Source organism: Streptomyces sp. CRCS-T-1 (genome assembly GCF_024442335.1).
Lineage (GTDB): Bacteria > Actinomycetota > Actinomycetes > Streptomycetales > Streptomycetaceae > Streptomyces > Streptomyces koelreuteriae.
Genome location: NZ_CP101651.1, coordinates 7,681,100 through 7,694,424 on the forward strand (window position 1 = coordinate 7,681,100; position 13,325 = coordinate 7,694,424).

The window sequence follows — 13,325 nt, forward strand, 5'->3', positions numbered from 1 at the left end:
CGGCTGGTCGGACATTGTTCGAAACCTATTGACGCTGCCCTGGGCGTCGCCTGAGACTCTCGCCACACACGTCACCTGCGTGTAACACGGCAGGCCCACGGCAAGAGCTTGCCGTCGCCCCGTCGGCTCCGCGTTCCGCCTTGTCCGTCATCAGCCATGCCTCAGCAGGGAACCCCGACATGACGCACGTCGCACGATTCGTACGACTTCGCAGCCGCGCGAGACGCCGGGCGGGCCAACTCGCCGGACTGACCGCCGCGTCGATGCTGCTCACCCTCGCCGGACCCACCGCTTCCGCACAGGCGACACCGGAGGCCCCCGCGGCCCCGGCGGCCGAAGCCGCGGACATCACCGACGGCCTGGCCCTGTGGTACAAGCTCGACGCGGGCTCCGGCGGCACCGTGACCGACGCCTCCGGCAACGGCCGGAACGGCACGGTCAACGGCACCGCCGACTGGTCGGCGTCCGGTCAGGGGCTCGCCTTCAACGGGTCCGACACCTACATCAAGGTGCCGGACGACGTCATGAAGGGCATGGACGCGATCACCGTCTCCATGGACGTACGGATCGACACCGCCCAGAGCACGCCCTACTTCCTCTACGGCTTCGGCAACACCAGCGCGGGCAGCGGCAACGGCTACCTGTTCACCACCGGCAACTCCTTCCGCACCTCCCTCGCCACGGGCAACTGGTCGACCGAGCAGACCACCAAGCCCTCCGACTCCCACAACCTGACCCGCGGAGTGTGGAAGCACATCACCTACGCCCAGACCGGCTCCACGGGCGTGCTCTACGAGGACGGCGTCGAGGTCGGCCGCAACACCTCGGTCACCACCACGCCCGGCGCCATCGGCTCCGGCACCACCAAGGCCAACTACATCGGCAAGTCCGTCTACGACGGCGACAAGCTCTTCAAGGGCCGGATACGCGACTTCCGTGTGTACGACCGGGCACTGGACGGCTCGGAGGTCGAGCAGCTCTCCCTCCCCGTCGCCACCCAGGGCGTCGCCGACGACAAGGACGCCCTCAGCCTCGGCGACACCAGCGGCGTCACCTCCGACCTGGACCTGCCGAAGACCGGCCCGGCCGGCGGCTCCGTCATCAGCTGGGACAGCGACAACCCGTCCGTGGTGTCCGGCACCGGCAAGGTGACCCGCCCCGAGGCCGGTTCACCGGACGGCCGGGCCACGCTCACGGCGACCCTGAAGAAGGGCGCCGTGACCGGCACCAAGCCCTTCGACGTCACGGTCCGGCCGGCGCTCGACGACGCCGCCGCCACCCGCGAGGCCGCCGAGGCGCTCACGGTCCACAATCTCGACGACGCACGCGGCAACCTCACCCTGCCCAAGAGCGGCATGTACGGCACGTCCGTCACCTGGTCCTCCGCGAAGCCGGACGTCGTCTCCGCCGACGGCGGGGTCCACCGCCCCGCGCACGGCGACGGCGCCACCACCGTCGAACTGACCGCCACCGTCGCCAAGGGCGACGCCAAGGCGTCCCGCGTCATGACGGCCAAGGTGCCCGAACTGCCCGCGGACGCGGCCCTCAAGGGCTACATGTTCAGCTACTTCACCGGCGAGGGCACCTCGGACGGCGAACAGCTCTACGCCGCCCTCAGCAAGGGCGACGACCCGCTGCACTGGCGTGAACTGAACGACGGCAAGCCGGTCCTCACCTCCACGCTCGGCGAGAAGGGCCTGCGCGACCCCTTCATCATCCGCTCCCCGGAGGGTGACAAGTTCTACCAGATCGCCACCGACCTCAGGATCTACGGCAACGGCGACTGGGACGCCTCCCAGCGCACCGGCAGCAAGTCCATCATGGTCTGGGAGTCCACCGACCTGGTGCACTGGACGAACCAGCGCCTGGTCAAGGTCTCACCCGACAGCGCGGGCAACACCTGGGCGCCGGAGGCGTTCTACGACGCCGAGCGCGGCGAGTACGTCGTCTTCTGGGCGTCGAAGCTGTACGACAACGCCGACCACTCAGGTGACACGTACAACCGCATGATGTACGCCACCACCCGCGATTTCCACACCTTCAGCGAACCCAAGGTCTGGATCGACCGCGGCTACTCGGTCATCGACTCCACGATGATCCGGCACGACGGCACGTACTACCGCCTGTCCAAGGACGAGCGGAACAACTCCTCCTCCACCCCCAACAGCAAGTTCATCTTCCAGGAGAAGAGCGACTCGATCCTGAACCCGTCCTGGACCCCGGTCGCCGAGGGCATCGGCAAGGGCGCCATGAACGCCGCCGAGGGACCGCTGGTGTTCAAGTCCAACACCGAGGAGAAGTGGTACGCCTTCCTCGACGAGTTCGGCGGCCGCGGCTACATCCCCTTCGAGACCACCGACCTCGACTCCGGCACCTGGACCCCCTCCACCGGCTACGACCTGCCCGCCAAGCCCCGCCACGGCACCGTGCTGCCGGTCACCCAGGCCGAGTACGACCGGCTGCTGCGCGCCTACCAGCCCGACCAGATCGTGAAGAGCGTCGAGGACGTGTCGGTCAAGACCCGGGTCGGCGACGCCCCGGTCCTGCCGGCCACGGTGATCGCCGAGTACGCCGACGGCGTCAAGCGTCCGGTCGCGGTCACCTGGGAGGACGTACCGGCGTCGAAGTACGCCCAGGCCGGCACCTTCACCGTGACGGGCAGCCTGCCCGACGGCACCGCGATCCCCGTCCGGGCCGCCGTCACCGTGTCCGAGGAGGGACCGGACATCCCGGCCGACCTGCTCCTGCACTACGACTTCGACGAGACGGGCGGCAGCATCGCCCGCGACTCCAGCGGGCACGGCCACCACGGCACCTACGTCCGCACCCCCGACTTCGGCACCGGCGTCGAGGGCGGCTCGTTCAAGATGTCCGGCGACGCGTCGAGCTCGCCGTACGTGAAGATCCCGGGCGGGGTGCTGAAGGACGCCGACAGCGTGACGGTGTCGACGTACGCCAAGTGGAAGGGCGGCAGCAGCTTCCAGTGGCTGTTCGGGCTCGGCCCCGACAGCGACAAGTACCTGTTCGCCACCCCGTCCAACGGCGGCTCCAGCCTCTACTCGGCCATCACCAAGGCGAGTTGGTCGGCGGAGTCGAAGCTGACGGCCGGCTCCCAGCTCACGCCCGGCCAGTGGCGGCACGTCACGGTTACGCTGAACGGCGCCACCGGCGCGATGGTCCTCTACGCCGACGGCATCGAAGCGGCCCGCACGACGACCACCATCAAGCCCTCCGAGCTGTACAGCGCGGCCAAGGACTACAGCGGCTACATCGGCCGCTCCCTGTACGCGGCCGACCCCTACTTCGGCGGCGAGGTCGACGACTTCCGCGTCTACGACCGCGCCCTCACCGGCACCGAGGTCATGAAGCTCAGCGGCAACACGGCGGGCATCGCCAAGGTGACGCACCCGCAACTCAAGGTCGACGCGATGGTCGACAACGCGGGCGGCACCATCACCCTGCCGATGAAGAAGGGCACCGATCTCACCGCCCTGGCACCGGAGTTCACACTCGCCGAGGGCGCGACGATCAGCCCCGCCTCCGGCAGCGTGCGTGACTTCACCAAGCCGGTGACGTACGAAGTCACCGGGGCGGACGGCAAGAAGCGCACCTGGAAGGTCTCGGCGCTCATCATGAAGACCCCGGTCCTGCCGGGTCTGAACGCCGACCCGGACATCGAGCGCTTCGGCGACACCTTCTACATCTACCCGACGACCGACGGCTTCGAGGGCTGGAGCGGCACACAGTTCAAGGCCTACTCCTCCACGGACCTGGTCCACTGGAAGGACCACGGTGTCATCCTCGACCTGGGACCGGACGTCAGCTGGGCGGACAGCCGGGCCTGGGCGCCCACGATGACCGAGAAGGACGGCAAGTACTACTTCTACTTCTGCGCCGACGCCAACATCGGCGTCGCCGTGTCCGACTCACCCACCGGACCGTTCAAGGACGCCCTGGGCAAGCCGCTGCTGAAGGCCGGTGACTTCCGCGGCCAGATGATCGACCCGGCGGTCTTCACCGACGACGACGGCAAGAAGTACCTCTACTGGGGCAACGGCCGCGCCTACGTCGTCCCGCTCGGCGACGACATGACCTCCCTCGACACCTCGAAGGTCACGGACATCACCCCGAGCGGCTACAACGAGGGCACCTTCGTCATCAAGCGCAAGAGCACCTACTACTTCATGTGGTCGGAGAACGACACCCGGGACGAGAACTACCGCGTCGCCTACGCGACCGGCCCCTCGCCCACCGGCCCGTGGACCAAGCAGGGCGTGATCCTGGAGAAGGATCTCTCCCTCGGCATCAAGGGCCCGGGCCACCACTCCGTCGTCCATGTCCCGAACACCGACGACTGGTACATCGCCTACCACCGCTTCGCCATCCCCGGCGGCGACGGCACCCACCGTGAAACCACCATCGACAGGCTGGAGTTCGACTCCGACGGCCTGATCGAGAAGGTCGTCCCGACCCTCGGCGGCATCGACCCGGTCACCGTCGTCCACGCCGGGCCGGACGCCACCGGCACCGAGGGAGAGCCGATCACCCTCACCGGCTCCGTCACCGGGGCGGGCACCCCCGAGTGGACCGTCCAGGACGGCGCCCCCTGCACCGTCAAGACCCCCACGGCGGCCCGCACGACCCTCACCTGCACCGACGACGGCACCTTCCGGGTCACCCTGACCGGCGGACGCGGCACCGACACCGCGACCGTCAAGGTCGCCAACGCCGCCCCGACCCTCACCTCCGCCAAGGGCCCCGGCTCGCCCCTCCCGGTCGGCAGGACCGCCGTCGTCACCGCCTCCTTCGACGACCCGGGCACGGCCGACCGCCACACCTGCACCGTCGACTGGAAGGACGGCAGCCGCCCGACGACCGGCAGGATCACCGACTCCGGCTGCCGCGCCACCCACGTCTACGACGACGCGGGCATCCACCGCCCGGTGATCACCGTCACCGACGACGACAAGGGCACGGCCACGACCACCCTTCCGGAGCTGATCGTCCACGACCGCGCCGCCGGCCCCGCCACCGGCACCGGAACGCTCACCTCCCCGGCCGGCGCCTACCCGGCCAAGCCGGGGCTGACCGGAAAGGCCGCCTTCACCCTGCGCGCCCAGTACCGCAAGGGCGCCGCCACCCCCACCGGCAAGGCCACCTTCACCTTCGGCCCCGCCCGACTCACCCTCCACTCGACCGGCTCCGACTGGCTCGTGGTCAACAACTCCCAGGCCGTCTACCAGGGCACCGGCACAGTGGGTGGCAAGCCCGGCTACACCTTCCGCCTCACCGCCACCGACGGCCCGGACACCTTCCACATCAAGATCTGGAAGAAGTCCACGGGCGATGTCCTCTACGACAACCAGACCGGCACCAGGACGAAGGGCACCATCACCATCGGAAACCAACGCCACTAGGTCGGGCCGGGGCCTGCTCCGGCGCCTGACTTGTGGTGCTGGAAGAACGGTTCTGGGATCCCGGGCAAGAAGATGTGCGACGGGCGCTCGAGGGTGTAGCGAGCCCTCCCCGCTCAATGAGGCTGGCTCAGCGTTCCTCGGTGCGCCCGGCATACACGAGGTAGCGTCCGCGTACGCCCGGCCCCTTCGGCGGGGCCGGACGGGCAGGGGGGGGCACCGCGACCGGGTGGCGAGACGGACAAGTTCGGGAACCGCTACGAGGGAGCCTGGACGATCAGACATGCCCTGTACGTGCTGCTGGGCTCGGGCACGTCGCTCCGAGTGGAGCCCGCGGGGCCGCTTGGTGAGGGTGTTGAGTTCGTCTACCGGCAGACAAGGGAGTGTGGGAGAGCCTGCGTTTCCACAGCGGAGTGCGGGCCGCGTTGGGGCTCATCGAGATGACGCCGCTCGATGAGCGCGGTGAGGGAGCAGCAGAGATTTCCTCGGCGGACACTGCCGTGGCAAGGCCCCGGATCTCTTCGGAGGCCCGGGGCCTGTGCCGTCACACCCGCTGCTCGCAGACACGCTCACGGGCGATTGGCAGCCGATTGACCAGCGACTCATCCGCGCTACGGCGGTGGATGGACGCAAACTCTTGCCGTGACCCGGAAGAGCGGTCGAAGTGCGGTGCCGACGCGTGGCTGTGGCCGTCGGGGCAGAAGGCGACGCCCCCGACCCGCAGTATCTTGTGCCCAGTCGCTCCCATGGGGCCGGGTCGGCGGGCTTGGGGCGGGTCTCAAGCCCGCTGATTTCGTCGGGCGGTTGAGTATGTGGTGGCACTGGAGAGGCGTTCCCTGCTCGGTTCAGTCGGCGCCCGCAGCCTGTGCGGTGACCAGCGCATCGACCCGGCTGCGATACGCCCCCACCAGGTTGTCCCCGTCCGTACCGGGAAGCCCGTCCGTGCCGGTCCCGATCGACTGCAGGACCGCGTCGGCCCGGGACTGGAGGTCCGCCAACTCCGCTGCGGTGTGCGGGTACAACAGGTTGAGCCCGCGCTTGTCGCCGTCCGACAGGTTCTGTCCAGTACCGGCCGGCGCGCAACTGCTCGGGTTGGACTTGTAGAAGAACGCCGGGAACCGGTACAGCATCACGGACTGTGAGTCGAAAGGCCCGGCGACGACATCCGGGTCGTCCTCGGTGCGAAGGTTGTGATCCACCTTCGCACGAGGCCATCGGTTCGGCTCCCCCGCGAGGTAGGTGTAGATGCCGGGGCGTCGGCCTTGAGCGTCCGCCACGAAAACACCGTCTCCATCCTGTGTGGGAACATATCCGGCCTCATCGTCCCAACGGAACTCGTCCTCGCAGGTGCCACGCATGTTCTGGTGGGAGTGGTGGAATCCCAGTGCGTGCAGGAACTCATGGCGCACGGTGCCCTCCCACTGGGCCGGCCTGTTCACCGCGTAGCGCCCGAGGTTCAGGCTGCGCTGGCCGGGATTGCCCCCCACTGGGCCACCTGTCGAGCCGATGGTGCGATCAGTGCTGTCCGTGCCGACCAGGGAGAAGTAGCCGCCCATGTCGAAGCTGACTCGGATCTCGGCGGCGAAGGCGGTGTCGGCCGTGGTCCATCGCCGGAACGTTCCTGTCGCCTCGTCATGGCCGAAGTCGAGTTCAAGGTTGCAGGCGTCGGTGATCTGTGACGTCGCTCCTGCGATATCCGCGTGCAGTTGTTCGTCTCCGTCGAGAAACGCGACTCGCACGGTCGAGCCGGGCGTCCATCGCGCGATGTCGGTGACAAGGAACTCCAGGCCACCGCCGGCCGAGGCACGCCTCCAATGATCCCGTACTTCGATCGCCGCGACGACGTCATCCGGGAGAGATTCGAGTTCCATGGCAGGTCCTTTCGCATCACATTCGAAAGAGTCCCCCGACCGCTATGCCGATGAATGGGCCGCTCGGCTCGAAGCGCGAGCGTGTCACCAACGGAAGCCCATAGTCCAGTATGGTCCGAATGGTGTTGCTATGCGAATCTATTGCCGCTCTAGGTAGTTCGACATTCACCGGAGCCGCTCACGTGCACGAATGCGGCATTCGATTTTGATCATGTCGCGGTCCGTGGCCCAAGTCGTCGAGTGCGGGCCTGGTCAGCTGTCGACGTCGCACCCCTCGGCTTGTGGACTGCTCCCAGCGGATATGTCGGCCCGCCCAGCGCTACGACGAGGTGGGCAGCTGCGGGGAGCGGAGCACGAGCAGGGTGATCTCGCTGGGGGCGAAGACGCGGAAGGGCGGGCCCCAGAAGCCGGTGCCGCGGCTGGTGTAGAGGAGGGTGCGGGGGCCGTGGTGGCTGAGGCCGGCGAGGGCGGGCTGGTCGATGCGGACCAGGTGGTGGAAGGGCCAGATCTGGCCGCCGTGGGTGTGGCCGGAGAGCTGGAGGTCGATACCGACGGCCGCTGCCCGGTCGATGAACTTGGGCTGGTGGGCCAGGAGCAGGACGGGGTGGTCGGGGTCGGCGCCGTTCAGGGCTCCGTCGAGGTGGGCGCCGTGGCCTGCCAGGCCGGAGGACTCGGCGGTGACGTCGTCCACGCCCGCGACCACGAGGGTGTCGCCTCCGCGTTCGAGCAGCAGATGGCGGTTGCGCAGCGGCTCCCAGCCCAGCTCGTCCATCAGGTCGACCCAGCCCTGGGCCTCGCTGTAGTACTCGTGGTTGCCGGTGACGTAGACGCGGGCCCGGGTGGCCCGCACGGTGCCGAGCGGGGCGGCCTGGGCGCGGCGGCGTTCGGCCGTGCCGTCCGCGATGTCGCCGGTGTGGCAGACCAGGTCGGCTTCCAGGGTGTTCACGGTCTCGCACACCCGGGCCGACCAGCGGGCGCGATCGAGTGGGCCGTAGTGCGTGTCGGTGATGAGGACGACGCGGGTGCCGTCCAACCCGGCACCCAGCCGTGGCAGTTGCACGTCGAGTCGGCGCACGCGTGGCACGCGGCGGGCCTCGGCGTACCCCCAGGCGAGCAGTACAGCGGTGACGCCGAGGACGGCCCAAGTGACGATGCGGGCCCGGTCCTGACCCTCGCCGACGCCGGCCACGGCCAAGGCGAGCCGCAGGAAGACGCCGAGCAGAACGGACCAGGTGAACAGAACCCAGCTCGTGCCCAGCAGGGTGTCACCGACGATCGCCGCCCGGTCCTGCTGGCGCCGGCCGTGGCCACGCGCCATCGCGAGCGGCATACCGACCAGGCCGAGGGCGAACAGGGCGGTGCCGACCAGCGTGACGGGCAGCGGCCAGTGCTGGCCTGCGTACAGGAGCACCCCGCAGGGCACGGCCCACAGCAGGACGGGGGCGATCAGGGGGAGGTAGCGCATCAGGCGCTGCAGTCGGCTCCGCCGCGGTGCTCGCGCTTCGCTGTCGGCGGGTCGGGTGTTGCTGGTGTCGGCCACGCTCTCCCTCTCTGACCAAGCTGCCGTCGCGCGAACTGTATCCGTTCGCCCTCGGCCCGGCCGGACCTCGGTTCCCTGTCCGGCGGCACGCCGCAGGAAGGCGTCCACAGGGCAACCAGACCGCTGGACAGCGTCAGGGTTCGCCGCTCAGTAGCCGGGCGGGATCCGGTCCTGCCGCCCGTCGGCCGGCTCCGCCGCGTCGTCGTCCGGTTGTGCCCGCTCGGCCACGGCCGGGTCGTTCGAGTCCGAGATCAGCTCCGCGATGCGCAGGGTGCACTCCCACTCTGTCAGCCTGCCTTTGATCACCACCAGGTATGACTCCTGGTCGGCGAAGCGATACACGCGGCGCCGCTTCTCGACGATGTTCTTGCTCGGCAGATACGTGTGGAGTGCGGCACGGAGTGCGTTCAGCGCCTGGTCCTTCGTTTCCTGCCCGCGACAGATGAACTCGGTCCTGTACGTGTCGCTGTAGTACTCCGCGATCACGACCCAGTTGCCCATGCTCATTCCCCTCGACGCCATTGTCGGTCAGCCACAGCTCGGCTCCGCCGGTCGCTGCGTACCACGTACGGGATCTTGAGGCCACGAGCGGCCCATGGCAGGCTCATGCCGCATGATCGATGAATTCGCGAAGGACAACCTGCACGGGAGATTACGGCGGGACCGCGAGGCGCTGCTCTGGAAACTCGACGGCTTGTCCGAATACGACGCCCGCCGGCCTTTGACAGCGACCGGGACCAACCTCCTCGGCCTGGTCAAACACGTGGCCACCGTCGAGGCCAGGTACTTCGGCGAGGTCTTCGACCGCCCTTCCCCGGAACCGCTGCCCCGGTGGCAGGACCACGACGGCAGCGACCTGTGGGCGACCGAGGGCGAGACCCGCGATCAGATCATCGGGTTCTACCGGCGCACCTGGGAGCACTCGGACGCGACGATCAACGCGCTTCCCCTCGACGCCCCCGGCCACGTGCCCTGGTGGCCGGAGCCTTATCTCAACACGAACCTGTTCGCCGTCCTGGTCCATGTCCTCGGCGAGTCCATCCGGCATACCGGGCACGCCGACATCCTGCGCGAGGGCCTCGACGGCCGGACCGGGATGCGCGCCGAATACGAGACGGGGATCGACGAACAAGCCCGTGCGGCCTACTGCGCGAAGATCGAGCAGGCCGCCAGGTCGGCCGCACCGGCCAAGGCTTAGAGGTCGTCTCGGTCGGGGGTGGGCAAGAGGCGGAAACGGCAGGGTGAGAGCTATCCACCGCCGCCCCGCGTGAGCCCTGTCTCACCTGGGCAGCGCCCCTTGGCTATGCAACGAGTTGCATAGAAGGATCTGGGCATGGCTCTCGAGCACGCGATCCTCGTCTCCCTGCTGGAGAAGCCGGGCTCCGGCTATGAGCTGGCCCGGCGGTTCGAGCGGTCCATCGGATACTTCTGGACCGCCACGCACCAGCAGATCTACCGCGTTCTCAAGCGCATGGAGGGCGAGGGCCTGCTCGCCGTCCGTGCGCTGTCGCAGCAGAGCCGACCGGACAAGAAGGAGTACTCCGTCGTAGGCCCCGGCCGCGCCGCCCTCTCTCAATGGCTGCACGAACCGATCGAACCCGAGAGCATCCGGCACGAACTCGCAGTGAAGATCCGAGGCGCGGCCTTCGACGACCCGTCCGTGCTGATCCGTGAGGTCGAACGACACCGCCAGGTGCACAGCGACCGGCTCGCGCACTATGTGACCGGGGAACTGCGCGACTTCACCGGCCCGGAAGCCCCCACCCCGCTCGACGCCGGTCAGGAACTGCAGCATGTCGTGCTGCGCGGCGGCATCGCGTACGAGCGGATGACGATCGCCTGGCTCGACGACGTACTCGCCACCCTCGGCCGGCTCGGCATGCCACACGCGCCCGCCTGACCGGGTCGGCCAACGCCGCCCGGACCCCGCGCCCTTCAGACCCGCACGCTCAACCCTCAACCCTCGGAAGGCGGACCTTCATGGCCGACCCCCTCCTCTTCAACCCCCGTACGTACGACCCGGCGCAGTTCGACGCCGAGACCCGCAGGTTGCTGCGTGCCACCGTCGACTGGTTCGAGGACCGCGGCAAGCGCCGGCTGATCGAGGACTACCGTTCCCGCGCCTGGCTGGCCGACTTCCTCGCGTTCGCCGCCAAGGAAGGGCTGTTCGCCACCTTCCTCATCCCGGCGTCCGCCGCCGGCGACAAGGACCAGCGCTGGGACACGGCCCGGATCGCCGCCCTCAACGAGATCTTCGGCTTCTACGGTCTCGACTACTGGTACGCGTGGCAGGTGACCATCCTCGGTCTCGGACCGGTCTGGCAGAGCGACAACGCGGCGGCTCGCACCCGCGCCGCGGAACTCCTCACCCAGGGCGAGGTGTTCGCCTTCGGTCTCTCCGAGAAGACCCATGGCGCCGACATCTACTCCACCGACATGCTGCTGACGCCGGACGGCAACGGCGGCTTCACGGCGACGGGCTCCAAGTACTACATCGGCAACGGCAACGCCGCCGGGCTCGTCTCGGTCTTCGGCCGTCGCACCGACATCGAGGGCCCCGACGGCTACGTCTTCTTCGCCGCCGACAGCCGCCACTCGGCGTACCACCTCGTGAAGAACGTCGTCGACTCCTCGAAGTACGTCAGCGAATTCCGCCTCGAGGACTACCCGGTGGGCCCGGACGACGTCCTGCACACGGGCCGCGCCGCCTTCGACGCCGCCCTCAACACCGTCAACGTCGGCAAGTTCAACCTCTGCACCGCCTCGATCGGCATCTGCGAGCACGCGATGTACGAGGCGGTCACCCACGCGCAGAACCGCATCCTGTACGGCCGCCCCGTCACCGCCTTCCCGCACGTGCGCCGCGAGTTGGCCGACGCGTACGTCCGCCTCGTCGGCATGAAGCTCTTCAGCGACCGCGCCGTCGACTACTTCCGCTCCGCCTCGCCGGACGACCGCCGCTACCTGCTCTTCAACCCGATGACGAAGATGAAGGTGACCACGGAGGGCGAGAAGGTCATCGACCTGATGTGGGACGTGATCGCCGCCAAGGGCTTCGAGAAGGACACCTACTTCGCCCAGGCCGCCGTCGAGATCCGGGGACTGCCCAAGCTCGAGGGCACGGTCCACGTCAACCTCGCGCTGATCCTCAAGTTCATGCGCAACCACCTCCTGAACCCCGCCGAGTTCGCGCCCGTACCGACCCGCCTCGACGCGGCCGACGACACCTTCCTCTTCGAACAGGGTCCCGCCCGCGGCCTCGGCTCCGTACGCTTCCACGACTGGCGCCCCGCCTACGACGCATACGCCGAGGTGCCGAACGTCGCCCGCTTCCGCGAGCAGGCCGACGCCCTGTGCGAGTTCGTCACCACCGCGGCCCCCGACGAGGAGCAGAGCCGCGACCTCGACCTTCTGCTCGCCGTCGGCCAACTGTTCGCCCTGGTGGTGCACGGCCAGCTCATCCTGGAGCAGGCCCGCCTGACGGACCTGGACGAGGATGTGCTCGACGAGCTGTTCTCCGTCCTCGTCCGCGACTTCTCCTCCTTCGCCGTCGAACTGCACGGCAAGGACTCCGCCACGGTGGATCAGCAGCGCTGGGCACTCGGTGCGGTCCGGCGTCCCGTCGTCGACGAAGCGCGTTCGGGGCGGGTCTGGGAGCGTGTGGAGGCACTGTCCGGGGCGTACGAGATGGCGCCGTGACAGCCCGCCCACAGGGCTCGCCGTCGACATGTGACGGCCAGGGGCCCCGCGAGCGGTAACGCTCGTACCGTGGCTGCGTCGGGTTGCCTGGGGCGCACATGCCTCAAGGCAACCCGACTTCAGGCCCTGGAAGACGCCCAGCTTCTTCGCCGAGTACGGGGCCATGGTGAAGCGTTCGGGAGCTGACAAGGGCATCGCCGGAGCACACGGAGCTGAGTCTTTCCCGGGAACTCCTGCCGATTGGCGATCCCGATCGACGTCAGATCACCTCGTCCAGCTCGTCCCGCATCTGCGCCGCTTCGGCGTCGCGCGCGACGGCCTGGGCGAGCAGCATCCGCAGCACGAGCACGATGAGCGCGACCCCGAGGATGGCCACGCCCACCCCGCCCATGATGACGGTGACGCCCGGGTCGTCACGCTGGCCCGGCGCATTGAGGATCGTGACCGCGAACCACACGAGGGCAGCCGTCACGATCGCGCCGATCACGAGGTCCACGTACCGGAAGGCGGCGTGGGAGAACACGGTTCGGCGCCGCACCATCGTCACCAGCCGCCATACGCAGACCAGGGCGACCTGGACCGACACCATGCCCAGGATGGTGATCACGCGCAGAGGGGTCAGGGGGAGCGACCCGTCCTCCGGGTCGTTCCCGCTGACCAATGCCCACACCATCAATGCCTGTACGAACACGGTACCGGCGAGCACCACCGCGAGCACGGCGCGCAGCGCACTCACTGTCAGCTTTCCCACGGCCGAACCTCCCATCGAGTCACGATGGGAATCTATCGAATTTCGATAGA

Annotated in this window: 8 protein-coding genes; 4 read left to right on the plus strand and 4 right to left on the minus strand. The window is 68.6% G+C overall.

Annotated features, from left to right (window positions below):
* Positions 1–179: 179 nt before the first annotated feature.
* The gene (locus NNW99_RS34805) at positions 180–5,417 is read left to right on the plus strand and encodes a family 43 glycosylhydrolase (RefSeq protein ID WP_215123142.1); all 5,238 of its coding nucleotides are present in this window, start codon (positions 180–182) and stop codon (positions 5,415–5,417) included.
* Positions 5,418–6,259: 842 nt separating this feature from the next.
* On the opposite strand, the gene NNW99_RS34810 is transcribed toward NNW99_RS34805, so the two are convergent.
* The 3 genes from NNW99_RS34810 to NNW99_RS34820 form a co-directional block, all read right to left on the minus strand.
* Positions 6,260–7,285: a hypothetical protein gene (locus NNW99_RS34810; RefSeq protein WP_215123143.1), complete on the minus strand. Its 1,026-nt coding sequence runs from the start codon at positions 7,283–7,285 to the stop codon at positions 6,260–6,262.
* Positions 7,286–7,604: 319 nt separating this feature from the next.
* Positions 7,605–8,825: a metallophosphoesterase gene (locus NNW99_RS34815; protein WP_215123144.1), complete on the minus strand. Its 1,221-nt coding sequence runs from the start codon at positions 8,823–8,825 to the stop codon at positions 7,605–7,607.
* Positions 8,826–8,972: 147 nt separating this feature from the next.
* A complete protein-coding gene (locus NNW99_RS34820) occupies positions 8,973–9,326 on the minus strand; it encodes a hypothetical protein (RefSeq protein ID WP_215123145.1) in 354 nt (117 codons plus the stop codon).
* A 112-nt stretch (positions 9,327–9,438) separates the two neighbouring features.
* On the opposite strand from NNW99_RS34820, the gene NNW99_RS34825 reads away from it, so the two are divergent.
* From NNW99_RS34825 to NNW99_RS34835, 3 genes are all read left to right on the plus strand, one after another.
* A complete protein-coding gene (locus NNW99_RS34825; protein ID WP_215123146.1) occupies positions 9,439–10,023 on the plus strand; it encodes a DinB family protein in 585 nt (194 codons plus the stop codon).
* A 135-nt stretch (positions 10,024–10,158) separates the two neighbouring features.
* On the plus strand, positions 10,159–10,725 hold the full coding sequence (locus tag NNW99_RS34830) for a PadR family transcriptional regulator (RefSeq protein WP_215123147.1): 567 nt from the start codon (positions 10,159–10,161) through the stop codon (positions 10,723–10,725).
* A gap of 80 nt (positions 10,726–10,805) precedes the next feature.
* Complete coding sequence (locus NNW99_RS34835; protein ID WP_215123148.1) at positions 10,806–12,524, plus strand: acyl-CoA dehydrogenase family protein; 1,719 nt, start codon at positions 10,806–10,808, stop codon at positions 12,522–12,524.
* Between the two features lie 259 nt (positions 12,525–12,783).
* Here NNW99_RS34835 and NNW99_RS34840 read toward each other — a convergent pair whose 3' ends face one another.
* Positions 12,784–13,275: a DUF2975 domain-containing protein gene (locus NNW99_RS34840; RefSeq protein WP_215123149.1), complete on the minus strand. Its 492-nt coding sequence runs from the start codon at positions 13,273–13,275 to the stop codon at positions 12,784–12,786.
* Positions 13,276–13,325 lie beyond the last annotated feature (50 nt).

Excerpts from the sequence above, each read along its gene's own strand:
- NNW99_RS34825 (WP_215123146.1), top strand. The coding sequence starts at position 9,439 with ATGATCGATGAATTCGCGAAGGACAACCTGCACGGGAGATTACGGCGG.
- NNW99_RS34810 (WP_215123143.1), bottom strand. The coding sequence starts at position 7,285 with ATGGAACTCGAATCTCTCCCGGATGACGTCGTCGCGGCGATCGAAGTA.
- NNW99_RS34830 (WP_215123147.1), top strand. The coding sequence starts at position 10,159 with ATGGCTCTCGAGCACGCGATCCTCGTCTCCCTGCTGGAGAAGCCGGGC.
- NNW99_RS34805 (WP_215123142.1), top strand. The coding sequence starts at position 180 with ATGACGCACGTCGCACGATTCGTACGACTTCGCAGCCGCGCGAGACGC.
- NNW99_RS34835 (WP_215123148.1), top strand. The coding sequence starts at position 10,806 with ATGGCCGACCCCCTCCTCTTCAACCCCCGTACGTACGACCCGGCGCAG.
- NNW99_RS34820 (WP_215123145.1), bottom strand. The coding sequence starts at position 9,326 with ATGGGCAACTGGGTCGTGATCGCGGAGTACTACAGCGACACGTACAGG.